This window comes from Mesorhizobium sp. M4B.F.Ca.ET.058.02.1.1 (assembly GCF_003952505.1).
Taxonomy (GTDB): domain Bacteria; phylum Pseudomonadota; class Alphaproteobacteria; order Rhizobiales; family Rhizobiaceae; genus Mesorhizobium.
This window is the reverse complement of record NZ_CP034450.1, coordinates 1,062,686-1,088,454: the sequence shown is the minus strand read 5'-3', so window position 1 is coordinate 1,088,454 and position 25,769 is coordinate 1,062,686. Positions and strand designations below refer to the sequence as shown.

Annotated in this window: 25 protein-coding genes and 1 pseudogene; 13 read left to right on the top strand and 13 right to left on the bottom strand. The window is 62.9% G+C overall.

Features of this window, described 5'->3' with window-relative positions:
* A complete protein-coding gene (locus EJ073_RS05495) occupies positions 1-897 on the top strand; it encodes an alpha/beta fold hydrolase (protein WP_189347331.1) in 897 nt (298 codons plus the stop codon).
* 18 nt (positions 898-915) lie between these two features.
* Here the strand turns inward: EJ073_RS05495 and EJ073_RS05490 are convergent, their stop codons facing one another.
* On the bottom strand, positions 916-1,953 hold the full coding sequence (locus EJ073_RS05490) for a DUF1176 domain-containing protein (RefSeq protein WP_126054819.1): 1,038 nt from the start codon (positions 1,951-1,953) through the stop codon (positions 916-918).
* A gap of 112 nt (positions 1,954-2,065) precedes the next feature.
* Between EJ073_RS05490 and EJ073_RS05485 the strand changes: the two genes are divergently transcribed.
* Positions 2,066-2,569, top strand: a complete 504-nt coding sequence (locus EJ073_RS05485) for a DUF1993 family protein (RefSeq protein WP_126054818.1) — start codon at positions 2,066-2,068, stop codon at positions 2,567-2,569.
* Positions 2,570-2,618: 49 nt separating this feature from the next.
* Here the strand turns inward: EJ073_RS05485 and EJ073_RS05480 are convergent, their stop codons facing one another.
* The gene (locus tag EJ073_RS05480; protein WP_126054817.1) at positions 2,619-2,783 is read right to left on the bottom strand and encodes a hypothetical protein; all 165 of its coding nucleotides are present in this window, start codon (positions 2,781-2,783) and stop codon (positions 2,619-2,621) included.
* Positions 2,784-3,155: 372 nt separating this feature from the next.
* Here EJ073_RS05480 and EJ073_RS05475 point away from each other — a divergent pair, with 372 nt between their 5' ends.
* The 3 genes from EJ073_RS05475 (at position 3,156) to EJ073_RS05465 (ending at position 6,113) form a co-directional block, all read left to right on the top strand.
* A complete protein-coding gene (locus tag EJ073_RS05475) occupies positions 3,156-3,623 on the top strand; it encodes a hypothetical protein (protein WP_126054816.1) in 468 nt (155 codons plus the stop codon).
* A gap of 117 nt (positions 3,624-3,740) precedes the next feature.
* On the top strand, positions 3,741-4,808 hold the full coding sequence (locus EJ073_RS05470) for an aldo/keto reductase (protein WP_126054815.1): 1,068 nt from the start codon (positions 3,741-3,743) through the stop codon (positions 4,806-4,808).
* A 39-nt stretch (positions 4,809-4,847) separates the two neighbouring features.
* Entirely contained in the window at positions 4,848-6,113 is a 1,266-nt protein-coding gene (locus EJ073_RS05465; RefSeq protein ID WP_126054814.1) for a cysteine desulfurase-like protein, read from the top strand.
* Positions 6,114-6,173: 60 nt separating this feature from the next.
* Here EJ073_RS05465 and EJ073_RS05460 read toward each other — a convergent pair whose 3' ends face one another.
* The 5 genes from EJ073_RS05460 to EJ073_RS05440 all read right to left on the bottom strand — a co-directional run bounded on the left by EJ073_RS05460 (position 6,174) and on the right by EJ073_RS05440 (position 11,758).
* Positions 6,174-7,202 carry a histone deacetylase family protein gene (locus EJ073_RS05460; protein ID WP_126054813.1) on the bottom strand — a complete coding sequence of 343 codons (1,029 nt, stop codon included), beginning with the start codon at positions 7,200-7,202 and terminating at the stop codon, positions 6,174-6,176.
* Positions 7,199-7,696 (bottom strand): GNAT family N-acetyltransferase, encoded by a 498-nt coding sequence (locus tag EJ073_RS05455; protein WP_245455473.1) that lies wholly within the window; start codon positions 7,694-7,696, stop codon positions 7,199-7,201. Before EJ073_RS05455 ends, EJ073_RS05460 begins: the two co-directional genes overlap by 4 nt.
* 96 nt (positions 7,697-7,792) lie before the next feature.
* On the bottom strand, positions 7,793-8,722 hold the full coding sequence (locus EJ073_RS05450) for a 3-keto-5-aminohexanoate cleavage protein (protein ID WP_126054811.1): 930 nt from the start codon (positions 8,720-8,722) through the stop codon (positions 7,793-7,795).
* Between the two features lie 14 nt (positions 8,723-8,736).
* Positions 8,737-10,119, bottom strand: coding sequence for an aspartate aminotransferase family protein (locus tag EJ073_RS05445; protein ID WP_126054810.1), 1,383 nt, complete (start codon positions 10,117-10,119; stop codon positions 8,737-8,739).
* A gap of 1 nt (position 10,120) precedes the next feature.
* A complete protein-coding gene (locus EJ073_RS05440) occupies positions 10,121-11,758 on the bottom strand; it encodes a N,N-dimethylformamidase beta subunit family domain-containing protein (RefSeq protein WP_126054809.1) in 1,638 nt (545 codons plus the stop codon).
* Positions 11,759-11,908: 150 nt separating this feature from the next.
* Here EJ073_RS05440 and EJ073_RS05435 point away from each other — a divergent pair, with 150 nt between their 5' ends.
* From EJ073_RS05435 to EJ073_RS05420, 4 genes are all read left to right on the top strand, one after another.
* A complete protein-coding gene (locus tag EJ073_RS05435) occupies positions 11,909-12,157 on the top strand; it encodes a ParB N-terminal domain-containing protein (RefSeq protein ID WP_126054808.1) in 249 nt (82 codons plus the stop codon).
* Positions 12,158-12,246: 89 nt separating this feature from the next.
* Positions 12,247-13,200, top strand: a complete 954-nt coding sequence (locus tag EJ073_RS05430) for an alpha/beta hydrolase (RefSeq protein ID WP_126054807.1) — start codon at positions 12,247-12,249, stop codon at positions 13,198-13,200.
* Positions 13,201-13,378: 178 nt separating this feature from the next.
* On the top strand, positions 13,379-13,774 hold the full coding sequence (locus EJ073_RS05425; RefSeq protein WP_126054806.1) for a GFA family protein: 396 nt from the start codon (positions 13,379-13,381) through the stop codon (positions 13,772-13,774).
* A 271-nt stretch (positions 13,775-14,045) separates the two neighbouring features.
* A complete protein-coding gene (locus EJ073_RS05420) occupies positions 14,046-14,258 on the top strand; it encodes a hypothetical protein (protein WP_126054805.1) in 213 nt (70 codons plus the stop codon).
* A gap of 55 nt (positions 14,259-14,313) precedes the next feature.
* Here the strand turns inward: EJ073_RS05420 and EJ073_RS05415 are convergent, their stop codons facing one another.
* Complete coding sequence (locus EJ073_RS05415) at positions 14,314-15,225, bottom strand: hypothetical protein (protein WP_126054804.1); 912 nt, start codon at positions 15,223-15,225, stop codon at positions 14,314-14,316.
* Positions 15,226-15,450: 225 nt separating this feature from the next.
* Between EJ073_RS05415 and EJ073_RS05410 the strand changes: the two genes are divergently transcribed.
* Both EJ073_RS05410 and EJ073_RS05405 read left to right on the top strand, forming a co-directional pair.
* Positions 15,451-16,545, top strand: a complete 1,095-nt coding sequence (locus EJ073_RS05410) for a GH25 family lysozyme (RefSeq protein WP_126054803.1) — start codon at positions 15,451-15,453, stop codon at positions 16,543-16,545.
* A 186-nt stretch (positions 16,546-16,731) separates the two neighbouring features.
* A complete protein-coding gene (locus tag EJ073_RS05405) occupies positions 16,732-17,274 on the top strand; it encodes a DUF2314 domain-containing protein (RefSeq protein ID WP_126054802.1) in 543 nt (180 codons plus the stop codon).
* Positions 17,275-17,340: 66 nt separating this feature from the next.
* Here EJ073_RS05405 and EJ073_RS05400 read toward each other — a convergent pair whose 3' ends face one another.
* Positions 17,341-18,255, bottom strand: a complete 915-nt coding sequence (locus tag EJ073_RS05400; protein ID WP_126054801.1) for a LysR family transcriptional regulator — start codon at positions 18,253-18,255, stop codon at positions 17,341-17,343.
* Between the two features lie 107 nt (positions 18,256-18,362).
* On the opposite strand from EJ073_RS05400, the gene EJ073_RS31410 reads away from it, so the two are divergent.
* On the top strand, positions 18,363-18,530 hold the full coding sequence (locus EJ073_RS31410; protein ID WP_189347800.1) for a hypothetical protein: 168 nt from the start codon (positions 18,363-18,365) through the stop codon (positions 18,528-18,530).
* Positions 18,531-18,569: 39 nt separating this feature from the next.
* A complete protein-coding gene (locus EJ073_RS05395; protein ID WP_126054800.1) occupies positions 18,570-19,178 on the top strand; it encodes a class I SAM-dependent methyltransferase in 609 nt (202 codons plus the stop codon).
* 246 nt (positions 19,179-19,424) lie between these two features.
* On the opposite strand, the pseudogene EJ073_RS05390 reads toward EJ073_RS05395, so the two are convergent.
* From EJ073_RS05390 to EJ073_RS05375, 4 genes and pseudogenes are all read right to left on the bottom strand, one after another.
* A pseudogene (locus tag EJ073_RS05390) lies at positions 19,425-19,789 on the bottom strand (VOC family protein).
* Positions 19,790-19,862: 73 nt separating this feature from the next.
* The gene (gene dgt / locus EJ073_RS05385; protein WP_126054799.1) at positions 19,863-21,158 is read right to left on the bottom strand and encodes a dGTP triphosphohydrolase; all 1,296 of its coding nucleotides are present in this window, start codon (positions 21,156-21,158) and stop codon (positions 19,863-19,865) included.
* On the bottom strand, positions 21,139-21,399 hold the full coding sequence (locus EJ073_RS05380) for a hypothetical protein (RefSeq protein ID WP_126054798.1): 261 nt from the start codon (positions 21,397-21,399) through the stop codon (positions 21,139-21,141). Before EJ073_RS05380 ends, dgt begins: the two co-directional genes overlap by 20 nt.
* A 181-nt stretch (positions 21,400-21,580) precedes the next feature.
* On the bottom strand, positions 21,581-25,354 hold the full coding sequence (locus EJ073_RS05375) for a vitamin B12-dependent ribonucleotide reductase (RefSeq protein ID WP_126054797.1): 3,774 nt from the start codon (positions 25,352-25,354) through the stop codon (positions 21,581-21,583).
* Between the last annotated feature and the right edge of the window lie 415 nt (positions 25,355-25,769).

The following is a 25,769-nucleotide window of genomic DNA, read 5'->3' as shown; positions in this document are numbered from 1 at the left end:
ATGGCCAATCGCTTTCAAGTCTCCCGCACCCTGTTAACCGCGATCGCTCTTTCGCTGTCCGCCGTTGATGCCGGCGCTCTCGAGCTAAAACCCTACAAGGACGATCTGTTCGCCTATCCGGCGACGCTGTCGTCCGGCGACAATGGCGCCTACACCGTCATCGACTATCGCGAGATGCGCGACATCAACCAGCGCGACGAGGTGCCGGAAAAGCGCGTCCATGGCGAATATACCGACACCGGCGTGCGCAAGCTGCAGCAGGACCTGTTGCTGAAGACCGACGCCGGCGATGTCAGGCATGTCGCCGTCGGCAAGACCGAGGGCGCCGGCATCATCGTGCTCTACCTGCACGGGCAGGGTGGCAGCCGAAAGCAAGGTGTCGACGACTTTACCTTCGGCGGCAATTTCAACCGCCTCAAGAATCTGATGGCCGCCAATGGCGGCCTCTATCTGTCGCCGGACTTCCCCGATTTCGGCGACAAGGGCGCCGCCCAGGTTGCGGCGCTGATCGATCACTACGCCGAGAAGTCCCCGGGCGCGAAGGTCTTCGTCGCCTGCGGCTCGATGGGCGGATCGCTGTGCTGGAAGCTTGCCGCGCGCAACGACACCGGACGACGCATCGACGGGCTGCTGCTGCTCGGTTCGCTGTGGGACGAGAGCTTTCTCGCCAGTCCAGCCTTCAGGCGCCATGTGCCCGTCTTCTTCGGTCAGGGCAGCAAGGACCCGGTATTTCCCGTGGAAAAGCAGGAAGCCTTCTTCCGCTCCATCATCGCCAGATCGAAAGCCTATCCGTATCCGACCCGCTTCGTCCGCTTCGAGACCGGCACCCATGGCACGCCGATCCGCATGACCGACTGGCGCGGCACGCTCAACTGGATGCTGTCCAAGGCGCCGTGACGTGATACCGGGATTGCCTCAGGGCGCGGTGTTGTAGTCGACCACGGTCTGCGGGTTCTGCTCGCCGTCGTATGATGCATCGACGTCGTACTGGACGAGGGAAAAATCACCGTTGCGGAACAGGTAGGTTCCCGACGACGAGGCATCGCCGACGCCGCGCCACTTGTTGAAGGTGGTGATGGTCTGGGTGGCGTCGTCATAGGTGGAGTTGACGGCCCAGCCTGTCGCCTGGAAGCCGACGACGTGCAGGCTCTCCACCTTGCCGTCGCTGTCGTTGTTCACGTAGCGGATGTCCATTTCGGGCTCGGCGAACTGCAACTGCCTAACGCCCGAGACGTCGTCGTAGATGTAGTAGATAGAGCTTTCATTGTAGGCGGCGGCCGAGCAGGCGAAATGGGCGAGCCGCGTTTCCCGCTCGGGGTCGCCTTCGGCAGCGCTCTTGTCCTTGTATTTGATCGAAAACAGCTCGGGCTCCTGCTCGAACAGCTCCTTGTCGCACTGGCCGGCATAGGTGGCGGCGAACGCCTTCTTCGCCTGCTCCAGCGCCTCGTCCTTCTTCGGCGGCGGCGGGCCGTCGCCGCAGCTTGCCGGCACGGCCTCTTCGAAATCGGCGGTCGACGGCTTCAGCGCGCCCTTGTCGATGAAGATCGGCTGGAACGGCGGTTCCTGGATCTGGCCGTTGACCTGGCGCAGCGTATAGCAGCCGGCAAAGACCTTGGCCTCGCCCTTCTTGTCGGTCGCCTGGATGGCGACCGGGACATTGTAGTAGATGCTGCCGGCCGCACCCTCGTCGGATACCGCGCCCGTCTTCACCTCGACCGTATCGGTGCCGTCATAGCCTTTGACGAACGCGTCGAAATCCTTTGCCGGCTTGGTATCGCCATAGTAGCCCCAGGCGCGGGCGAATTCATGCCGGTTGATGGCGCTGTAGAGCGAACGGATGACTGAAGCGGCATCCGAGCGGTCGTCGATGTAGGGTGGGTCGGCGGCGAGCGCCTGCTGGCCCGCCATGGCGATAGCGAAAAAAGTGGTCGCTGCAAGAAACGCGCGTCTCATCGGGATCCTCCACTCGAGGGAAACCTAGCATGGTGATTGCGGCGGCGCGGTGACGCTTGAAGAATCGCCTGTGGAAGCGCTAGCTCCCGTCGCTCGACTAGGAGAAAGCAACATGACGATTTCGATGTATGACGCCTCGGTGCCGGTGTTTTCGGCCAGGCTGAAATCACTCTCCAAGGTGCTGTCGCTGGCCGAACAGAACGCAGCCGATCGCAAGATCGACCCGCAGGTGTTTCTGACCGCGCGGCTGGCCCCCGACATGTTCGCGCTGACCAGGCAGGTGCAGATCGCCACCGATCACGCCAAGGGCGCGCCGTCGCGGCTCGCCGGCCGCGAAGTGCCGAAATACGAGGACAATGAGGCGAGTTTCGCCGACCTGCAGGTCCGCATCGCCAAGACGGTCGATCATCTGGCGACGTTTTCGGCAGCCGACCTCGATGGCTCGGCGGAGCGGACGATCGAACTCAGGCTGACCGGGCGCGAGATCTCGATGCCGGGCTCGCAATACCTGCTCTACGCCGCAATGCCCAACTTCTATTTCCACGTGACCACGGCCTACGACATCCTGCGGCACAATGGCGTGCCGCTCGGCAAGGCGGTTTTCCTTGGACGTTGAAAGTTTTGAGGTTTCCCGGTGCTGCCGGGAAACCTCTTGCTGGACAGACTCAGCGCGTGGACATTTCGCGCGCGATGCGCGGGAAATCGGCTGGCTTGATGCCGATGTCGGCGCGGTCGGCATTGCTCATTGAATGCAGCAGCGCCAAGGCTGCGCGGTAGCGCTGATGGTCCTGCGGCCGCGGCCGCGCGAACATTTCGGTGAAGAACCCCATGATCCATGGCCCCTAGTTGGTCCTCCCGACTCAAACATATAGGGCGAATGTTAAAATTGTGCAGTGCAGCAATTGCATGGCAGCCATGCCCGGACGATTCTTTCGTCACAATCGATTTTTTTGAAACTTTTACGGTCTGTCGAACGTAGGCGTGGTGCCGGCACGTTGCCGGCTTTTTCCTCGCCACTCCTGGCGACCTTGCCGGGCTGCATGAATGCAGTCCGGCTTTTTTGCTATGCGAACGGCTAAACTGGATAACGTCGAAGGCATTCATTTTTAACGAGCAAGCTCTATGGTGCGACCGTCTCACATATGTGCTTGACGAGACGGGAGGCTGACATCGGCACCGGAGCCAAGCGGGATTTCGCGTCCTTGCTCGACGATCTCTTCGTTGCCTCCGACAAGGTCGAGGCGGGCGAGGAGGCGGCGGCGCGGCCGACCATTCCGTTCGACTATCTCTCGGTGGCCGATGAGCTCCATTCCGGCCGCATCAAGGTTTCCGGCGAGACATTCGCGGCCGAATATCGTGAAGCCGGCGCCGACCTCGCCGCCGAGTTCGCCGCTCTGCTCGATCAGGCGAAGCTGGCGCTGGCCGGCGAGCAGGCAAGGCCGGAGGAAAAACTGCCGCCGATCGACCCCGACGCGATCGCTGCCGAACTTGGCCTCGATCATCCGGTGAAGAGCGCTGACCTTGGCCGCATGCGGCGCAGTTTCGCTTTCGCCAACCACCCGGACCGCGTTGCCCCGCATCTGCGCCAGCGCGCCATGATCCGCATGCAGGTGGCCAACATGCTGATCGATGAAGCGAAGCGGCGCGCCATGGCCGGAGCCCGGCCCTAGCCCTTAAGAGTTCACGCAAAAGTCGTCTGGACCGGGTTGGAGAACACCCGCGCTTTGCAGTATGCTCGGGCTTCCTCCCCGCGCCGTCGCGCAAAGTTCCCCGCCGGAGAAACCCCCATGCACAAACGCCGTCTCGGTCGGACCGATCTTCTTGTGTCGCAGATCTGCCTGGGCTCAATGACCTGGGGCCAGCAGAACACCGAGGCCGAAGGCCATGCGCAGATGGACCTGGCCTTTGAGCGCGGCGTCAATTTCATCGATACGGCCGAGCTGTACCCGATCCCGCCCAAGGCGGAGACGCAGGGGCGGACCGAAAAGATCATCGGCAGCTGGATGAAGGCCAACGGCAATCGCGACAAGGTGATCATCGCCTCGAAGGTTGTCGGCCGCACCGGCAACACCTGGTTTCGCGGCGACCGCCCGTCCAAGCTCGCGCGCGCCGATATTTTCGATGCGGTCGAGAAGTCGCTGACCAAGCTCGGCACCGACTACATCGATCTCTACCAGATCCATTGGCCGGAACGGGATATTCCGTGGGGCGCCAACCCGACCCGCGTCGGCGCCGTGGCGCGACGGGCCGACACCGAAGGCGCTCCATCAGGCGAGACACCGATCGCCGAGACGCTTGGCGTGTTCGACGAGCTGGTGAAGGCCGGGAAGATCCGACATTTCGGCTTGTCGAATGAGAGTTCCTGGGGCGTCATGCGCTACCTTGCCGAAGCCTACAGGGGCATCGGCCCGCGGCCCGTGTCACTGCAGAACGCCTATAACCTCGTCAACCGCACCTTCGAGGTGAACCTGGCCGAGGTTTGCCAGCGCGAGGAGATTGCTTTCCTTCCCTATTCGCCGCTGGCGCAAGGCTATCTAACCGGCAAATACGATCACGGCGCGCGCCCGCAAGGCTCGCGCTCGCAGCTCTTCAACCGCGGCCAGCGCTACGAGACGCCGAATGCGGCGCAAGTCCTGCTCGAATACAACACCTTGGCGCGCTCCTTCGGCATGGAGCCGGCGATGTTCGCCAATGCCTATGTCTCGAGCAGGCCCTTTGTCACCTCCAACATCATCGGCGCGACGGCCATCTGGCAGCTGGAAATGGCGCTGTCCTCGGTCGAGGTCAGATGGACCGAGGAGATGCAGAAGGCGGTCGATGCGGTTCATCAGCGCGTCGGCAATCCGTGTCCTTGATCAGAATTGTCCAACGATAACAAAAGGGAGGGGACAGCAATGAATTTTCCAATCGAAACCGTGCGGGGAAGATTTCCGGCGCTGTCGCTGACCGACAAGGGCCGCCGTCGCATCTATCTCGATAACCCGGCCGGCACCCAGGTGCCGCAAGCGGTGGCGGACGCGGTGTCGCGATGCCTGCTCACCACCAACGCAAATCTCGGCGGCTTTTTCGAAACGACGGTCGCCGCGCAGACGGTGGTCGACGACGCGCATGCGGCGATGGCCGATTTCCTCGGTGCCGCGAGCCCAGAAGAAATCATCGTCGGCGCCAACATGACGACGCTGACCTATCACATGTCGCGCACGCTCGGCCGCGCCATGAAGCCCGGCGACGAGATCATCGTCACGCGCATGGACCATGAGGGCAATGTCTCGCCCTGGCTGCAGCTTGCCGAGGACCTTGGCCTCGTCGTGCGCCTCCTGCCGTTCGACGAGAAAAGCTGGCTGCTTGAGGAGGCGGCATTGCGCGCGCTGCTTTCGGAAAGGACGCGGCTCGTTGCGCTCAACTATGCCTCGAACCTCACCGGCTCGATCAACCGGGTGAAGGCGCTGACGGCCGTAGCCAAGCAGGCAGGCGCGCTGGTCTATGTCGATGCCGTGCAGTTCGCGCCGCACGGCCTGGTCGACGTGCAGGGGCTCGGCTGCGATTTCCTGGTGTGCTCGGCCTACAAATTCTTCGGCCCGCACATCGGCATCCTGTGGGGACGACGCGACCTCATTGACACGCTCAAGCCCTACAAATGCCGCTGCTCGTCAAACGGCCTGCCGGAACGCTTCGAGCTCGGCACGCCGCAGATCGAGCTGATGGCCGGTCTCACCGCCGCTGTCGACTATTTCGCCGATCTCGGTGCGGCGGCCGGCGAGGGCGGCGCGCGGCGGCAACGGATCGCCAGGGCGTTCGAAGTGTCGATCGCCCACGAAAACACGCTGGCGCAGAAACTGATCGACGGCCTGTCCGGTATTTCCGGCCTGGCCATCCACGGCATCACCGATCCGGGCCGGATCGGCGAACGCGTGCCGACCGTGTCGTTCACCGTAGAGGGCATCGTGCCGGAGACGATCGTGCGGCAGATGAATGCCGAAGGTATCTTCCTATGGTCAGGCCACAACTACGCCTGGGAGATCGTCCATCAGCTCGGCATTCCGGCCGGCGAGGGCGTCGTGCGCATCGGCATCGCCCATTACAACACGGCGGACGAGATCGACGAGACGCTGGAAAGCGTGCGCCGGGTCGTGGCCATGCTGAGGCAGCAGCGAGCCTGAGCCACGTTGCTTTCACGCAATTCCGGACGGAAAACCGCTACGCACTTTTCCTGGAATTGCTCATCGCTGCTTGCCGCCGAAGCCGGTCAGGAAAGCAGTGAGATTGTCGCTGAGCGCGTCGCACAGATAGCCGCCCTCCTGGACGATCACCGTCGGCAGGCCGAGCCCGACAATGGCCTCGCCGATGCGCGAGAAGCCGGGCGTTGTGACGGAAAGGCCAGCGAACGGATCGCCCTCGAAAGCATCGAGCCCGAGCGCCACGACAAGCGCCTCCGGCGCGAAGGCGCGGATGCGCCGGAAGGCGGTCGCGAGCGCTTCGAGGAACGCAGCGTCGCCGGATTTGCGCGGCAGCGGCAGGTTGAGATTGTAGCCGAGGCCGGCGCCTTCGCCGCGCTCATCCGCATACCCCCAGAAGAACGGATAGAAGCGCACCGGATCGGCATGCAACGAGACGGTGAGCACATCCGGCCGGGCGTAGAAAATGCCCTGCGTGCCGTTGCCATGATGCAAGTCGACATCGAGGATCGCCACACGCGCCGCGTTTCTTCGCAGCACCTGCGCAGCGACCGCCGAATTGTTGATGAAGCAGAATCCGCCGGCGACGTCGGCAAAGGCATGGTGGCCGGGCGGACGGCAGAGCGCGTAGGCCGAAGACGCGCCCGCCATCACCGCTTCGGCCGCCTCAACGGCGCTCCAGGCGCTCCACAGCGAGCTGTTCCAGGTTTCGTCCGAGATCGGGCAGGCGGTATCCGCCATATGGTAGCCGGCCTGGCCAACGGCAGATGCGGGATAGGAACCGCCACGGGCGATCGGATGGATGTTGGGGATGACTTCCGCCGAGGCGCCTTCGATACGCTGCCAGCGCTCGAAAATATGCTCAAGGAAGTCGAGATATTCGGGCGTGTGCACCGCCGCGACCGGAGCCAGCCCATGGTTCCGCGGCCGTTCGATCGTCGAGCCGGCGGCTTTCGCGCCGGCCAGCAACCTCTCGATGCGCTCCGCCTTTTCCGGATTCGGCTGCTGGGCGCCGCTGGAGAGAAAAGCCTTGGGATCGTGGCGCTTCTGTTCCTCGGCATAATAGGTTTTCATGCATTGTCCTCTGGTGCATCCGCAAAGGCGAAGAACGCCTCGCCAGCGATTTTCTGCGCCTGTTCGTAGCTCGACCAGCCAATGCCCAGCCTTTCATAAAAGGCCTTGGCGGTTTCGTTGTCGGTGTCGACGGAGAGCCGGAGATAGACGCCGCCTTCAGCGCGACATTCCTTCGCCACGCGCCGCAGCAGTTTTTCGCCGATCCGGCGGCCGCGAAAGCGGTCCTCGACATAGAGGTCCTGAACATAGACGCCAGGCCGGCCCATCCAGGTCGAGAAGATCGGAAAGTGCAGGCAGAGCCCCGCGAACTCGCCGTCCACCTCGGCGATCAGGGCGGAGAAGGCCGGCTTTTCGCCGAAGCCGTAGCGGCGAAGGTCATCCGCTGTCGAGGTGATCTGCTGATGCGCGCCGATATGGGCGCTCATCCGCAGCAGCGCGGCATGGATGGTTTCGGCGTCGTCGATACGGCCGAGCCTGATGTTGACTGTACTCACGACAGGCAAGGCGCCAAGGCACCCTCCTTGAGGGGGAGATGGCCGGCAGGCCAGAGGGGGGTAGGACTGGGCGCTATCATCTCACCCCACCGCACTTCAAAACGCCACCCGGTCGCCGCCCTTCAGTGCCAGCATCTCGCGCGCTTCCGCGGGCGTCGCGACCTCCAGCGACAGGCCATCCAGCACCGAGCGGATGCGCCGCACCTGATCGGCGTTCGACTTGGCCAACTGCCGCCCATCGTAGAGGCTGTCCTCCAGCCCGACGCGGACATTGCCGCCCATGGCGGCGGCGATCGAGATCAGCGGCATCTGGTGGCGGCCGGCGGCGAGAACCGAGAATTGGTAGCTGTCGCCGAACAATTTGTCGGCGATGCGCTTCATGTGGATGAGATTGTCGGGATCGGGGCCGATGCCGCCTAAAATGCCGAGCACAAACTGGAGGAACAGCGGCCCCGACACCAGCTCGCGATCGCGCAAATGCGCCAGCGAATAGAGGTGGCCGACATCGTAGCATTCGAACTCGAAGCGCGTGCCGCAGCCCTTGCCGAGCTTTTCCAGCACCGTCTCCATGTCGGCGAACGTGTTCCTGAAGATCGTGTCGCGCGTGGCTTCGAGCAGCTTCGGCTCCCACTCGTGCTGCCACTCTCGCGGCTTGTCGAGCATCGGGAACAGCGCGAAATTCATCGAGCCCATGTTGAGCGAGCACATTTCGGGCTCGGCCCGGAGCGGTGCGGCGAGCCGCTGGTCGAGCGTCATCAATGAGGAGCCGCCGGTGGTGATGTTGATCACCGCATCCGTCGCCTGCTTGATGCGCGGCAGAAATTGCATGAACACATCCGGGTCGGCCGTCGGCCGTCCATCCCTCGGATCGCGGGCGTGCAGATGCAGGATCGAGGCGCCGGCTTCGGCGGCGGCGATTGCGTCTGCGGCAATCTGGTCTGGTGTGACGGGCAGATAGGGCGACATGGACGGCGTATGCACCGAGCCGGTGACCGCGCAGGTGATGATGACTTTTCTCGTCGCCATCTTGTTCTACCCCTTCAGGTTTCGACCGGCAGGTCGAGTTCGGCGGCGAGCGCTGCCAGCGAGTCGCCGATGATGGCGATCATCTCGCCGATCTGCTCGCGCGTGATGATCATCGGCGGCGCGACCATGAAATTGTCGCCGTCGACGCCGCCCTTGACCTTGCGGCCGTAGATGATGAGGCCGCGTTCATAGGCGAGGTCGAGCAGGCGCTGCGTCGCCTTCTTGCCCGGCGCGATCGGCGTCAGCGTCTCCGGATCGGCAACCATCTCGGCGCCGAGCAGCAGACCCTTGCCGCGCACGTCGGCGATGAAGGGAAAGCGCTTTTGCAACGCCCTCAGTTCGCCGATCAGCACGTCGCCCATCGCGGCGGCGTTCGCGATAAGGTCGAGACGATCCATCTCGCCGAGCACTGCGAGTCCGGCGGCGCAGGCGAGCGGATTGCCGGCATAGGTGTGGCCGTGCTGGAAGCCGCCGGCGGCAAGCAGCGGCTCGACCAGCCGCTTCGGTGCTGCCAGCGCGCCGAGCGGCGCGTAGCCCGAGCCCAGCCCCTTCGACAGCGCGACCAGGTCCGGCCTGCAGTTCCAGTGGTCGCCGCCGAGGAATTTGCCGGTGCGGCCGGCGCCGCTCATCACCTCGTCATGGATCAGAAGGATGCCGTAGCGGTCGCAGATATCGCGGATGCGCGGATAATAGCTGTCGGGCGCGACTAGCGCAGCCGTCGCTGCCCCGCCGACCGGTTCCATGATGAAGGCCAGCACATTCTCCGGGCCTTCCGTCTGGATCTTTTCCTCCAGCATGTCGGCATAGCGAATGCCACGCTGTTCCATCGAAAGATTGTCGCGGTCGCGCCACGCCGTCGGTGCCGGCACGGTCGGCATCGCCCGCATCATCGGCTTGAAGGTTTCGGCCAGGGAATCATCGCCGGTGACCGCGAGCGAGCCAAGCGTGCCGCCATGATAAGAGGGGAAGCGTGCGATCACCTTCCAGCGCTTGGGCTGGCCAGTGGCGACCGCCCATTGCCGGGCGAGCTTGATGCAGGATTCCGTTGCTTCTGAGCCGCCGGAGACGAAGAAAATACGGTCCATTCCCTCGGGAAGTCTTCGCGCCAACTCCCGTGCGAACTCCTCGGCCGGCTCGTTCTCGAAATGCAGCCGGTAGGCGAAGGTGGTCTTGTCCATCTGCCGCTTCATGGCGTCGAGCACATTGCGGTTGGAATGGCCGATATTGGCGACCATCGGCCCGCTTGATCCGTCTATGAAGCGGCGGCCGTCCTTGGTCCAGAAATAGATGCCTTCGGCGCGATCGACGAGCGGCCGGCGCAGGCTGGACAGATAGAACAGATGCGACCGCGGCCGCGCTTCGGCGTCAGGGGCAGGCTGGACTTGCGGTTTCGGCATGTCAGGACTTTCCGAGATAGCGATCGAGAACATTTTTCGTCACGCGCTCGACCATCGCGTCCTGCCTTAGCAGGCCGGCGACCCATTCGCAGCTTCCGGCATGGAACACCTCGCCCTTGCCGCGCGGAAAATTGACGATCATGCCATTGCCGCGCTTGACCTTGTCGAGGTTGGCGTCGCTTGCCTCGCCGAACAGCGTCTCGGCGGTGAAGCGGCCATCCTCATCGGTGAGGAACTGATCCTCGATCGCAATGTCGGCGCTTTCCTCGACCTGGCTCGCCATGCCGACGGCCAGCACCTGAAGGCCGTCCGGCGCGTCGCTGGTCGCCGTCGGGTAGGGCAGGCCGCCCCGGATCTCGAAATCGAGGCCGTCGACCTCGTAGCCATAGACATGGCTGTCGGCGCCGAGCAGGTCGCCATAGTAGATGCCGGTGCCGGCGAAGGCCCAGTGCTCGGGGCGGTAGACGGGGAAGCCGCGCACGCCGCGCGGCGCGCAGCCGCCCCAGCCGGCATAGACGCCCCTGGTGGCATTGAGGCCGAAGGTTGCAGAACCCGGCCGGCCGATCTCCGGCGCTTCCCAGGAATTGGTGGCGCGGGTGACGTCGCCGCGATAGGCGGGATCCTCGGCCCGCGCCCGGTATTTGTAGCAGACCTGCCGGCGGCCTTCGTCCTCCAGCCTAGTCTGCCACATGAAATTGCCAGCAAAGCGCGCCGCGTGGCCGCCACGCTCGACAAAGGCGTCAACCGCATCGCGCATCTCCCAGGTCCAGTATTCGTCATGGCCGACGAAGACGACGCAGTCATAGCCGTCGAGGATGTCGGGCGAAAAATGCAGCTCGTGCTGGCTGGTAAGGTCGACCGCGTAGCCGGCGCGCTCGGCGAAACGGAAGAAATGGCTGTCGTAGCTCGCCCAGCCTGAGGAGGCGTATTTCTTCGAATGGCCGGTGGCGAAAGCCCATTCCATGTGCGGATATCGCGGCACGGTCTTCGGCGGCACCGCGACCTCCAGCGGCACGCGCGGCGCCTCCTTCGGCAGCACGACGAAGCCGCGGCACCAGGGACGCTGCGTCGACACCATCGTCGCATATTGGTCCCGGTTCGGGCCGGTGATGCCCTGATAGTGGTTGGAGCCGCCCCAGGTGTTGTAGGCGAGCCAGGTCCCTGTCGCCGCGACCTGCAGCAGACGGCCGGGTTTCCTGCCGGGCAGGGGCGTGACGATGAAGAGGTGATGGCTTTGGATCGGCGTGCCGTTGCGGCCCTCGGCGGTGAGCGTGACGCGATAAGCGCCGGACGGCCAGTCGTCGCCGACGCGGAACTCGAAAGAGGCGTCCCAGCCGCAGCCTTCGACCGAACATTGGTCGGGCGTCTCCTGCCAGCGCGCCGCGATGCCGGCTTTCTCGAAGACCTGTGTTTCGGCGGCGCCGTCGCGAACAATCTTCATGCCGAATTGTGGCGCCGTCGCGCTGACATGCAACGCCACCGTTTCGCCGGGGCGGTACGAAAAACGGTCGCTGTAGCACCAGATCTCGCCGCGCGCACCGTCCATGCCGGGCCATTCGTAATAATGGCCGCGCACCGCCTCGCGACGCTGCTCGGGCGTCAGCCCGAAATCGGGGAATTCGGTCGGCAGTCGCGTCAATGAACACCTGAAACCAACAGGCCGCCATTGAGACCATTGGCCGGCCAAGCGTCAAATGGAAACGATCGGGCCAGCAAGTGCTTGCCCTTGGCCATATCCGGCAAACAGACTATCTCATGTCGGGGTGACATTTCAGCGCCGGGAGCCAGGATGCTGCGCGTGCAAAAGGTCAAGGTCGACGACATCTACGTGCCCGCCGCGCGGCGTAAGACGCTGCATCCGGAAACGGTCCGCCATCTGGCCGAGGACATTCTCGAAAACGGTATGAAAATGCCGATCCAGGTCCGCCACGACGGCAAGCGCCACATTCTGGTTGAAGGCCTGCACCGGCTGGAAGCCGCCAAATGGCTGGGCGAGACCGAGATCGACGCCTATCTGGTGCAGGCCAAGCGCCACTGACCAATTTCGCATCTGCTGCAAATTTTCTCGCGGCCATGTCGGCTTGCGCTCTGCCGTCGCGTCCTTGGGGCACAACTGGAGGAGACCAAATGCCCAAGACCCTGTTTTTCGCCCTGCTCGCTTCGGCCGTGGCCCTGATTGCCGCGCCAAATGCACAATCCGAGGAGACAAAGCCTGCCATGACCGCTGCCACCAAAGCCGCTGCGAAGCCGGAGAAATCCGGCCTGCTGCCGATCGACGGCCTGAATTACTACTACGCCATCTACGGCAAGGGCGAGCCGCTGCTGCTGCTGCATGGCGGCCTCGGCTCCACCGACATGTTCGCGCCGGTCCTGCCGCAATTCGCCGCGCATCGCACCGTGATCGCCGTCGATCTGCAGGGCCATGGCCGCACGGCGCTTGGCGAGCGGCCGTTCAGCGTCGAAGCGATGGGCAACGACATGGCGGCGATCGTCAAGGCGCTTGGCTACGACCGGGTCGACGTCATGGGCTATTCGCTGGGCGGCGGCGTCGCCTTCCGCATGGCTGTCCAGCACCCGGAGGCGGTGCGCCGGCTGGTGATGGTGTCGACGGGCTATGCCACCAACGGCTTCTACGACGAGATGCGCCCGCAGCAGGCGCAGGTGAGCGCGGCGGCGGCCCCGTTCATGAAGGATACGCCGATGTACAAATCCTACGTCGCCGTGGCGCCGCATCCGGACGATTTCCCTAGGCTGCTCGATACGCTCGGCGCCTTCATGCGCAACGAGCGCGACTTCTCGGCCGATGTGCCGAAGCTGAAAATGCCGGTCATGCTCGTCTATGGCGACAGCGACATGTACAAGCCCGAGCACGAGATCAAGTTCTTCCAGATGCTCGGCGGTGGCCAGAAGGATGCCGGCTGGATGCGCGAGAACCTGTCGCAGAACCGGCTGGCGATCATCCCCAACCGCACCCACTACGACATCTTTTTCGCGCCGGAACTGCCCGGCACCGCACTGCCCTTCCTCGACGGCGTGACCAAGGTGAAGAGCTGGGACGAGATGCTCGGCGCAACCGAATAGCGGGTCGGCAATCTCATTCGGCCGTCTCCCTGGAGGCGGCCGCGTGCTTTTGGACGCGCTGCCATCTCTGCCGGTCGCATCATCGCAACCGATGGCTTCCCATAAAAGCTTTTCAATTGACGCAGCTCCCCGCCCGGCTACGGTTCCGGCATTCTTCCCGAGCGAACGGATACCGGCGATGACGAAATATCAGGGCGGCTGCCTGTGCGGAGCGGTGCGCTACCGCGCCGAGGTGGCGCCGATCAACGAACGCGTCTGCCATTGCCGGATCTGCCAGAAGGCGATCGGCGCGGCGTTCAACGCGCGGCTGCTGTTTCGCATCGACGACGTGACCGTCGAGGGCGAGGTGGCGACGGTCAACTCCTCGCCGGACCTCAAGCGCGGCTTTTGCGCGGCCTGCGGTGCGACGCTGTTTTCCAGGCGCGATTCCAGAGGTATTCTTGGCATCACCTCCGGCTCGCTCGACGATCCTTCCCAGTTCAAGCCCGACATGCATTTCTGGACGGCCTCGAAGCAGCCCTGGGTGCGGTTGGACGACGGCCTGCCGCAATATGAGGGCCTGCCACCCGGGTAGAGTTTTACCTTCACCCCTTGTGGGAGAAGGTGGCCGAGCGAATCTCGGTCGGATGAGGGGTGTTCCAGAAGACGCCGACGTCTCATCCTTCCTGCACCCCTCAACCGTCTCGGCGCTGCGCGCCGATCCACCTTGTCCCTGGTGGGAGAAGGGGAAGCGCCTGCACAAAAATTTCATCTTCGATTCACGACATAGCCGGCAAAGCGTCATTGGCGGGCCATCATTGGCTGCCTATCTATCGTGCGCGGGCCGGCATTCGAGGAGGAGACGGATGAGCGAGAGCATCAACACCCTGGACGAGCTTTTGAACGACCCGATGGTCCGACTCGTGATGGAGCGCGACCGCGTGCAGCCAGCCGAGCTTCGCACCCTGCTCGAGAGGGCTCGCGGCAGCGCGGCTGACGACATGCGCGCCGGCCAGCCGATGGTGCCGCCGGCCCACATGGTCGCCAAGAACTGCTTCCGGCAATGGCTGCGGGTCTAAAGCAATTCCAGCAAGAGTGTGAAGCGGTCTTCCGTCCGGAAACAAGCCTAGCTGCTTAATTCGAGGCAGCCGGCAAATAGCTGTAATGGCTGCGGAAATATGCGATCCGGAAGCCAAGGCGGGCATAGTTGCGATAGGCGGGTCCGTCGCGCTCCTCATGCGGCGCCTCGATGTCGGCGACGAACAGTTTCGCGCCGGCCGCCAGGCCATCGCGGACCAGCGCTTCGCCAAGCACTGCGTCGAGATCGAAGCTCGGCGCCATGATGCCGGGCACCGGCGCGTCGATGCCGCTCCAGGCCGCGCCGTCGGCGCCGATGAACAGCGAGCGCACCGCCGCCACCGCGCCGTCCCGCTTCAGCATGTAATGATGCCAGCCGTTGCGGCCGACCAGCGCCAGCAGCCAGGGTGAAGTCGGCAGCCTGTACTGGCGATCGATGAAGCCGGCCCATTCGGCAGCCGTTGCTTGCGTCACCCGATCGACCGAGAGCCCATCGGCCGGGAACAGCGGTTCGGGCGGCAGCGGTGTTGCCTCGCGATAGATCCGCTCCCAGCCGCCCTGGCGCTGCAGGCCGCGCGCTTCGAGCCAGCATCTGAGCCGGGAAGGTTCGGTGTGCGGATTGACGTAGAACCAGGGCCGCGAAATGGCGGCAGCGCGGTAATGCGCCAGCAGCGTGTCGAGCTGGCTTTCGGTGGCCGGGCTGTCGACGCCGAGATTCTTCACGCAGTTGAAATGGATGAACGGGATGGTCGTGCAGGTGGTCCAGGCGAGGTCGCCTTCTGCGGCTATCGAAAGCCCTTGCCGCGCGGCGAAATCGGCCGGCGCCGCGGCGTAGAGGTCGAGCCAGGCATTGACCTCGGCGCGCTCGATGGCGCGGCTGAAGTCGCCCGACACGTCTTCGATCGCGATGGCCGGCGGATGCGGCACCGGCACTATTACGGGTTCCAGTTCTGACAGGGCGGATGACATGGCTTCCCCTCCCGAAATTCCTAGCCTTACAATGTAAGATTAGTGGAGGATAATATTATGGCGGAGCTTGTCAAGCGAGATATGGAGCACCGGCAGCCTGCCGTCGGAGCCGCCATTTTATCCCTAACAACTTGATTCAACATTTATTGGCAATTTCTCGTTAGGAATCGTGTCTGCCGGCGGCAAATCCGCCTTCGGCCTGTTTTGTTTCGTGTACAGGTCCAGATGCGGTTCCCAGGCGTCGTCAGTTTTGTGCTTGCATCGCTGTGCCTTGCCGGCTGCTCGTCCACATCGGGCATGGACGCCTTGCAGGTGCCGTCCAACGAGATCACCAGTTCCGTCGTCAGGCCAAGCGCACCGGTGGCGAAGGCCGTCGCGACTGCTGAGACCGAAGCCACCGACGAGACAGTGTCGATGGCCGGCACCGCCCGTATCAGGCCGCCGGCGTCATTGCCTGAAGAGAATGCGCGTCCCTTCGGCCTAGCCGAGGAAGAGACGGTGGCATTCCCTGCGCCTGATCTTTCCGACAGTGTCGAACCGCCGGTCGAGCCGGCGGCGCTTGTGGCGCCGCCGAAGCGGCTGTCTCGCGCGGCGCCGGCGATGCTGGCCGGCCCCGTCACCCGATATGGCTTTCGCGATGCCAAGCCGATCAATTTCGGTCGGGCCTCGCCCCGGCACCTTGCGGTGCACGGCGTCGACGTTTCGCGCTGGCAGGGCAACGTCAACTGGGGAAAGCTGCGCGCCCAAGGCGCCAACTTCGCCTACATTAAGGCCACCGATGGTGGCGACCATCTAGATCCGATGTTCAGGACCAACTGGCGCAATGCCGATGCCGCCGGGCTGAAACGCGGCGCTTATCATTTCTTCTACTGGTGCCGCACCGCCGGCGAGCAGGCCGATTGGTTCATCCGCAACGTGCCGCGGGTCGAGGGCGCGCTGCCGCCGGTGATCGATGTCGAATGGAACGGCGAATCCTCCTGCAAGCGGCGGCCGTCGCGCGACACGGTGCTGGAGAAGATGCAGGTGTTCATGGACAAGCTCGAACGCCACTACGGCCAGCGGCCGATCATCTATACCAGTCCCGACTTCTATCGCGACAATCTGCGCGGCGCCTTCCTCGACTATCCGTTCTGGCTGCGCGCTGTCGCGCGCCATCCGTCAAAGGTCTATCCCGACCGCAAATGGCTGTTCTGGCAATATTCCGGCTCCGGCCTGTCGCACGGAGTGAGGGGCCGCATCGACCTCAACGTCTTCCACGGCGACGAGCGCGCCTGGCGGGCCTGGGCCGGTGAACAGACGACTGTCGCCGACGCCGACTGAGCGCTCTCGGCTGATGCCATTACCGGCAGGCTGCCCCATCCCCCGGCGGCATTTTCAGCGTTTTGCTAAGGATCCACTCACCTTTTTCCTTAGTGGTCCTGCAATGCCGGGCTGGTAACATCCGCGTAATCATGCATGCCGCGCGCAACACCGCGCGGCCGAGCATGAATGGGCATGGAGGGGTCGATGCGCAATCCGGTTCTGGCAATCGTTTTTGTGGCCGCTGTCGGCTACGGACTTTTCAATGCGCTCGGGCATGGGCGGAGCGACAAGCCGATGGCCATTCCGGCCGCGGCGCCGGGCGCCTCGCAGACGGCGCCTCGCGCGATGACGGAGAACGTCGTCGCCTATTCCACCGAAGACAAGGCGATGCAGGCCGCCAAGAACAAGGGCCACTCGACGCTGCCGCGCTTCCACGAGCTGATGGCCGCTGGCACGCCCGGCACCTACACGGTGAAGTTCCCGCTCACCCAGAACGGCGCCACCGAGCACATCTGGATGCAGCTCACCGGCCTGGGCGACGGCACCTTCATCGGCCTGCTTGCCGACGAACCTGTCAACGGCACCAAGTACAAGATGGGCGACCGCATGACGGTGGAGGAAGCCGACGTCGAGGACTGGATGGTCAAGAACGGCGGCGAGGTTTACGGCGGCTATACCGTGCGTCAGGCGTTTGCGGACATGCCGAAGGAACAGGCCGCGAAATACGGCATCACCTTCAAGGATTGATCCGGCTCCCCGAGAGGAGGAGAGTCGCACCCCGCGCAGTCGTCATCCTCGGGCTTGACCCTACCCTTACCTTGCCTCGCGTCTTTCGCGCTCGCGTATCTCGGCCGTCTGAGCCAGCACCCAGTCGCGGAACACCTTGATCTTGGGTGCATTGCGGCGGCTTTCCAGATGCACCAGCCAATAGCCGTCGCCATCGGATCCAAGCACTTCAAAAGGCTGAATCAACTGTCCCTTGGCCAGCAGCGCATTGTAGATGTTGCGGGTGAGGATAGCGGCGCCCTGGTCGGTCAGCGCCGCCATTGCATCGTAAGCCTGCGACCCCAGCGTCGGACCCGCGATGACGCGATCGGGTTCGAACGGCACGCCGGCTGCCTCGAACCAGATTTTCCACCAGGGATCGTCGGCGCAGCATAGCGCCACCTTGTAGAGATCCTCGGGACGGTGGATGCCGCCCACACTCTCGGCCAGTCTCGGGCTGAGCATTGGCGTATAGTCCGCCTTGAACAGATAGTGAGCCGTCAGGCCGGGCCATTTTCCGGTGCCCGTGCGTATCCCGACATCCATGTCCTCGCGCGTGAAATCGACTAGGCGGGGCGATGTGTTCACCTTCACGGCGAGATCGGGATGCATCAGCTGGAATGTTCCAAGCCATACGGCCAGCCAGTTCGTTGCGAAGGTCTCCATGGTCGTCACCGACAGCACGCCGGTCGCGCCGCCCTTGGTCGCGACCCACGCATCGGCCAGGGCCGAGAACGCGCCTGATGCGTGCGGCGCCAACTGCTGTCCGGCCTCGGTCAGGGCGATCTGTCTTGTTTTTCTTATGAAAAGCGGCGTTCCCGCGCGTTCTTCCAGCACCTTGATCTGATAGCTGGCCGCCGACTGGGTCATGCCGAGTTCTTCGGCCGCCTTGGTGAAACTGCCCAGCCGCGCCGCGGCCTCAAACACTCGGATGGCGCCTAGCGGCGGCAGCTCCCAACTCATGACGCATCAATCCTCCTGATGCATGCTACGCGAGGTTCGATTGGAATCCAAGGCCGGAAAACGGCATGCTCTGGTCATCGAACTCGAACCCGAAAGGACACACGGCAATGACCACCACCCGTTACAACACGCTTCGTCGACCGGTTCTCGACCTCTTCATCGCGCCGTTCAGGCCCCGCACGCGCGGCCTGCTCGACCGCCGTTCACTGTCGGACCATTTCCTGCGCGACATCGGCATGCTCGACGGACGCGTGCCTCCCGGCACCCTTCGCTGAGGCAAATCCGGCGCCTTGACCGACGCGAGGGAGGGAAAGATGGATGCGTTGTCGCAGGCTCTGGCGAAGAGCCGTCAAACGATCAGCGCCTATGAGGACTATGCGGAACGCTACGATCAAATCGTGCGGCATGTTCCTAACGACAGAGAGCAGGCGTCGCTGAAGCGCCTTGTGGCGATCGCCGGCACCGCCGGCCAGATTCTCGAAGTCGGGTCCGGAGCGGGATACGACGCCGACTTTCTGGAGGGCCTGGGCGTCAAGGTTCGGCGCACCGACGCGACAAAGCGGTTTCTCGAGCTGCAGGCTGCGCGCGGCAAGCACGGCGAGCTTCTCGATCTCCTCACCGACGATCTCGGCGGCCCCTACGATGCCGTGCTTGCGCTCGCCGTCCTGATCCATGTGCCCCGCGACCAGATCGATCAGGTGCTCGCCAGGATAGCCGGCTCGCTGCGGCCAGGCGGCGCCTTCCTGGTATCGATGCGCAATGGCGACGGCGAGACGGACGGCAACTATCATACCGTCCTGTGGCGCCGGGACGACTTCGCGGCCCGTATCGAAAGCGCCGGGCTGGTCCTGATCAGGGACGATTTCAACGAGGGCCGCAATCGCGAGGAATGGAACACGTTCCTGGCTGTCAGGCCGGCATGACTGGGCCGACGATGCCGATCACAAGTGAGGCCCTACTGCGGCTTCGTCATCCACGGGCGGAGCAAGGAGCGAAGCGACGCGCGCAGACCCGAGGATCCATTCCGTGACCTCGGCGAAGAGTGCAAACGGAGCAGAATTCTGCATCGCTGCAACGCTTCAAAGTCACGGAATGGATTCCAGGGTCTGCGCGCGTCGCTTCGCTCCTTGCTCCGCCCTAGAATGACGAAGTCGAGGGGCCGTCGCCCACTACGCCTCGTTGATCATCGCCTCGATGTTGTACCCATCGGGATCGAGCATGAAGGAGGCGTAGTAATTTTCCGCATAGTCCGACGTGGCCCGGGCGCGCCATTGTCGGCGGCGCCCGCCTCGAGCGCCGCCCGATAGCACGGATCGACCTCGGCCTTGTTCTTTACCCGGAAGGAGACATGCAGGTGGGTGAGGGGCGGTTTCTCGCCCGTGCTCTGGGTCTCGAACAGGCAGCCGTTGCCTTCATCGAAGGCCCACGCCTTCCTTGCCGAAGGAGAGGCTGTAGCCAAGGGCGCGAAAGCCTTTTCGTAGAAGAGTTTGCTCTTGGCGAGGTCGCTGACTTCGATGGTGATGTGGTCGAGCATGGGTAGCTCCGCAACGAGCAATAGGCTCCGAGATATCTACTCTAGTGGTCGAGATGAGCGCAGCAAGCAGCTTTCATCGAACGATTGGATCGAGGACAGATCCAGCCGATAAGCCGCGTAACCTTTGATATAAGCCCGTGGCCTCACTTTCGGTGAGACTAGAAATTAGGTCTGCCACGGCGCGTGGAATACCTACGTCTGGTTGCTCGAATAAATGCTGAAAGCGAACCGGGACGATGCTTTTCTTTTCATCATTCATGAAGTCATCGAACAGAGACTCTATAATCAGTTTCTGCCCGTGTTGTTGCGCCGACAAGGATGGATTCAAAATAAGGTAACTCCTTGTCATTTGCTTCAGCAGAATGACTTCATCAACTTTTTCAGGATCTAAGACAAGACCATCTCCTGATCTCGCAGACAAAGACGTGGAGTTAATGTAGCGGCCAATTAATTGTGACGTAAAGAATCTAAGTTGTTGCCTGTGCTCAATTCTCCCGTCGTATGATTCTGTCAGAATATGGGGGGCTAGAGGTGCTGCGATCTCGTCAAAGATTCTGGCATACGCAAGTCTTAGTCGGCCTTCAGCGTCGGAAGGGGCATTGTGCCAGCCGTCGGCAGCAGCTTTGACAAGAAATTCTCGGCCGTCATTTGTTTTAAGAAATGTCCAAGGGATCAGGCGGCCGCGATGTAAATCTTCCATATCGTGGACCGAATACGCTATGTCGTCAGACCAGTCCATGATCGCTGCCTCGACGGTTTTTTCGTCTCCGTATCCACTGGATTCGCGAGCAAAATCAAAATCGCGCTTGTCCAGCGCGTATGCCCCCCATTTTTTTGAGCGATTTGGATTACTTTTCTCACGTAGCCAAGGATACTTGCATGCAGCCGCTAGCGTAGCGGCAGTTAGATCAAGGCCAGGTGCTTCCTCGAAACGTACACAGAGTTTCGTTACGACGCGGAAGGATTGAGCGTTGCCTTCGAACCCGTCCTTATCGTCCGCTGCTTCTACAAGGCGATTGAGGGTCTTTTCTCCCAAGTGTCCGAAAGGCGGGTGCCCTAAGTCGTGAATCAGGCACGCCGCCTCCACAACCTCAGGATCCAAGCCAAGCTCAGTTGCCTCGGTAGGTTGTCGCTCCAACAGCATCTCGGCCAGCCGCCTTCCGATCTGAGCGACCTTAAGAGTGTGCGACAGCCTATTGTGAAATATGTCAACTTCACCCGCGCGCACAATTTGCGTCACGCCACTCAATCGTCGAAAAGCCGAGCTATATAACACCCTGTCGCGGTCGCGCTGAAACGGCTGCCGCTGATCTCGCTTTCCTAGCTGATGGCGTCTTTTTGTGCGTGCGTTATTGAGCCACCTCGGCAATCGGCAAATCCCCCCGATTTGACACTTGCAATTTCATATTGTCCAAAATCTCGACATCGCCCCGTTCAATGGCAACGCGCAGCGCTTTTGCAATTGCCTCATGTGATCCCTCAGAATCAAGCTTCTGTTGCACTTCCCGCGCGGACAGAAGCGAATCGGCATTGGCTATCAGTTCGCTGATTTCTTTTACCAGTCGTTGGACTTCTGTCGGGTCAACGTGCGTACTTTTGATCGCATACATCGTGATCTCCCTTCAGCCTGCATTCGCAGATTACATGATTCCATGAATCTCTGACCTAATTCTTATGAATTAGGAAATCAGCAACACGATATCAAATCGCGAATTGTCGCGCAAAGCCAAAGGCCTGGCTTGCACCAGGCCTTCGCTAGCGTCGAAGAAAATTTTAATCGCTGGGAGTTTCTCAACTACACCCGCTCGTGCTTCCACACGTGTCGCACTTCTCGCAGGTGCCGTTCCGCACCATGGTGAAGTTGTGGCACTCCGAGCATTCGTTGCCGGTGTAGCCCTGCAGCAACGACTGCTGGCGGCGTGTCGCGGCGAGCTTCTTGGCGTCGGCGGCTTCCTGCGCGGCGGCGTCTGTGAACAGTGCCTCGGTGCTGGAAACCTCGGCTTCTTCTTCGACGATGTCCTCGGCAAGTTCCCTGGCGCGCTCCTCATAGTCGCGCTTGTAGGCGATGGCCTCGTCGCTCGCCGGTTTCAGCGTCAGGACGTTGGAGCCGGAGAAGGCGGTGGGCGCCGCGCGGGCAGGGGACGTCGTCGGGGCTGAGCCGCCAAAGCCCTTGGGATCACCGCCGGCGCCCGAGACTAGCTTGACCGGCGAAACGCCGCGGGTCAGGCCCTTCGAGAACGGCGTCGCCTTGCCCTCGGTGATGCCGCGGCCGAGCGCTGTCTTGTCGAAGTCCGACTGGTCGACATGGGCGAGGTCGTGGCGGGCGAGATAGGAAACGGCGAGCTCGCGGAACACGTAGTCGAGGATCGACGTCGCGTTCTTGATCGCGTCGTTGCCCTGCACCATGCCGGCCGGCTCGAACTTGGTGAAGGTGAAGGCCTCGACATATTCGTCGAGCGGCACGCCGTACTGCAGGCCGAGCGAGATGGCGATGGCGAAGTTGTTCATCATGGCGCGGAAGGCAGCACCTTCCTTGTGCATGTCGATGAAGATTTCGCCGAGGCGCCCGTCGTCGAACTCGCCGGTCCTGAGGTAGACCTTGTGGCCGCCAACGACTGCCTTCTGCGTGTAGCCCTTGCGGCGGTTCGGCAGCTTCTCGCGGTCGCGGTAGAGCCGCTCCACCACGCGCTCGACGATCTTTTCCGTCACCTGCACGGCGCGCTGCGCGGCGGGCGCCGCGATCAGCTGTTCGACCGCTTCGTCCTCATCCTCCTCGCCATCGGCGAGCAGCGAGGCATTGAGCGGCTGCGACAGCTTGGAGCCGTCGCGGTAGAGCGCATTGGCCTTCAGCGCCAGCTTCCACGACAGCATATAGGCGTTCTTGGCGTCCTCGACCGTCGCTTCGTTCGGCATGTTGATGGTCTTGGAGATGGCGCCGGAGATGAAGGGCTGCGCCGCCGCCATCATCAGGATGTGGCTGTTGATCGACAGCGAGCGCTTGCCGATCTTGCCACAGGGGCTGGCGCAGTCGAACACGGCAAGGTGCTCGGCCTTCAGGAACGGCGCGCCTTCCAGCGTCATGGCACCGCAGACATGGATGTTGGCGGCCTCGATGTCCTTCTTCGAGAAGCCAAGCGCCGGCAGCATCTCGAACGAGAAATCGCCGAGCTGCTCGTCGGTGAAGCCGAGCGTCTCCTTCACCCAGTCGGCGCCCAGCGTCCACTGGTTGAAGACGAACTTGATGTCGAAGGCCGACTTCAGCGCCGCGTTCAGCGCCGCGATCTTGTCGTCGGAAAAGCCCTTGGCCTTCAGCGAGCCGGGATTGATGCCGGGCGCCTGGTTGAGGTTGCCGTGGCCGACCGCATAGGCCTCGATCTCGGCGATCTGGCTTTCGGAGTAGCCCAGCGTGCGCAGCGCTTCCGGCACGGCGCGGTTGATGATCTTGAAGTAGCCGCCGCCGGCGAGCTTCTTGAACTTCACCAGCGCGAAGTCGGGCTCGATGCCGGTGGTGTCGCAATCCATGACCAGGCCGATCGTGCCGGTCGGCGCGATCACGGTTGCCTGCGCATTGCGGTAGCCGTGCTCCTCGCCGAGCTCGATGGCGCGGTCCCAGGCCGCCTTGGCATGCTCAGCGAGCGCCTGCTGCTTCAGATCGGACGCGACCAGCGGCACCGGATTGACGGCGAGCTTCTCGTAGCCGTCCTTGTCGCCATAGGCGGCGCGGCGGTGGTTGCGCATGACACGCAGCATGTTCTGGGCGTTGCGGTCATAGTCTGGGAAGGCGCCGAGCTCCGCGGCCATCTCGGCCGATGTGGCGTAGGCCGTACCGGTCATGATCGCGGTAAGCGCGGCGCAGATGGCGCGGCCCTCGTGGGAGTCGTACGGTATGCCCGAGGTCATCAGCAGGCCGCCGATATTGGCGTAGCCGAGGCCGAGCGTGCGGTATTCGTAGGAGAGCTTGGCGATCTCCTTCGACGGGAACTGCGCCATCATCACCGAGATTTCGAGCACGATGGTCCACAGCCGCACCGTGTGCTCGTAAGTGGCGATGTCGATCGTGCCGTCGGCATTGCGGTAGGGCAGAAGGTTGATCGAGGCGAGGTTGCAGGCCGTGTCGTCGAGGAACATGTATTCCGAGCACGGGTTGGAGGCCCGGATCGCACCGGCCGAAGCGCAGGTGTGCCAGTCGTTCATCGTCGTGTTGAAGTGCAGGCCGGGATCGGCCGACGCCCAGGCCGCGTAGCCGATCTTTTCCCACAGGTCGCGCGCCTTCAGCGTCTTCAGCGCCTTGCCGTCCTTGCGGGCGGTGAGCTGCCAGTCGCCATCGGCCTCGACGGCGCGCAGGAAGTTGTCCTTCAGCGACACCGAGTTGTTGGAGTTCTGGCCGGAAACGGTGAGGTAGGCATCCGAATCCCAGTCGGTGTCGTAGGTCTTGAACGACATCGAGGTGTAACCCTGGCGGGCGAACTGGATGACGCGGTAGATATAGTTCTCCGGCACGGCGTCCTTCTTGGCCGCCTTGATCTCGCGCTTCAGCGCGGTGTTGATCGCCGGATCGAAGCAGTCGTCGTCATGGCCTTCGCAATTTACGCAGGCCTTCATGATCGCTTCGAGGTGCTTCTTGACGATCTTGGAGCCGGTCACCAGCGAGGCGACCTTCTGCTCTTCATTGACCTTCCAGTCGATGAATTCCTCGATGTCGGGATGGTCGACGTCGACGATGACCATCTTGGCGGCGCGGCGTGTCGTGCCGCCCGATTTGATGGCGCCCGCCGCGCGGTCGCCGATCTTGAGGAAGCTCATCAGGCCGGACGAGCGGCCGCCGCCCGAAAGCTTTTCGCCTTCGCCGCGCAGCAGCGAGAAGTTGGAGCCGGTGCCCGAACCGTATTTGAACAGGCGCGCCTCGCGCACCCACAGGTCCATGATGCCGCCTTCGTTGACGAGGTCGTCCTGCACACCCTGGATGAAGCAGGCATGCGGCTGCGGATGCTCGTAGGAGGACTTCGACTTGGTCAGCTTGCCGGTGAAGGGGTCGACGTAGAAGTGACCCTGGCTCGGGCCGTCGATGCCATAGGCCCAGTGCAGGCCGGTGTTGAACCATTGCGGCGAGTTCGGCGCGACGCGCTGCGTGGCCAGCATATAGGCAAGCTCGTCGCGGAAGGCACGTGCGTCTTCCTCGGACTTGAAGTAGCCGCCCTTCCAGCCCCAGTAGGTCCAGGTGCCGGCGAGGCGGTCGAAGACCTGGCGGGCATCGATCTCGGAGCCATAGCGCTCGGCCTCGGGGAGTTTGGCGAGTTCGGCCTCGTCGGGGACCGAGCGCCACAGGAAGGAGGGGACGTCGTTCTCCTCGACCTTCTTCAGGCGAGCGGGAACGCCGGCCTTGCGGAAATACTTCTGCGCCAGGATGTCGGCGGCGACTTGGCTGAACTGCGCCGGCACGTCGATATTGTCCAGGCGGAACACCACCGAGCCATCCGGATTCTTGATCTCGGAAAGCGCCTTGCGGAATTCGATCTCCGCGTAGGCGGATTGTCCTGGCTTGGTGAAACGACGCTCGATGCGCATTGGTCCGGTCCTTTGTGTCTATATATAGCGCCTTTCCCCAGGGATTCATGCCCCGAAAGCGAAACGCGCGGTCCGCCGTTTGCCGGCATCTTGACGACGCCGGCATCTCCTTCGCAGTCGTCGCGCGGCGCGTTGGCCAAACTTCTTGCGAAGCGCCTCTCCAACTCGCCGACGAACCCCTGCGGGTCCCTCAAAACTTGAAACTTTTTCGCGATTCCCCCGATCGAGGGCTTCACACTATCTAGGGTCGAACCTGCCTGCAAACACTAAATATAGTGTTAACAGATCATTTTTTCCAGTCCGACAATTCTCCCTTTTCGCCACCCAAGCCCCACCAATCCCAACGCTTCCGCCGGCCTCGCAAAAGGGCGGAAATGTGGGCAAAACGCACAAAATCTGGAAAAAAGACCGGCCT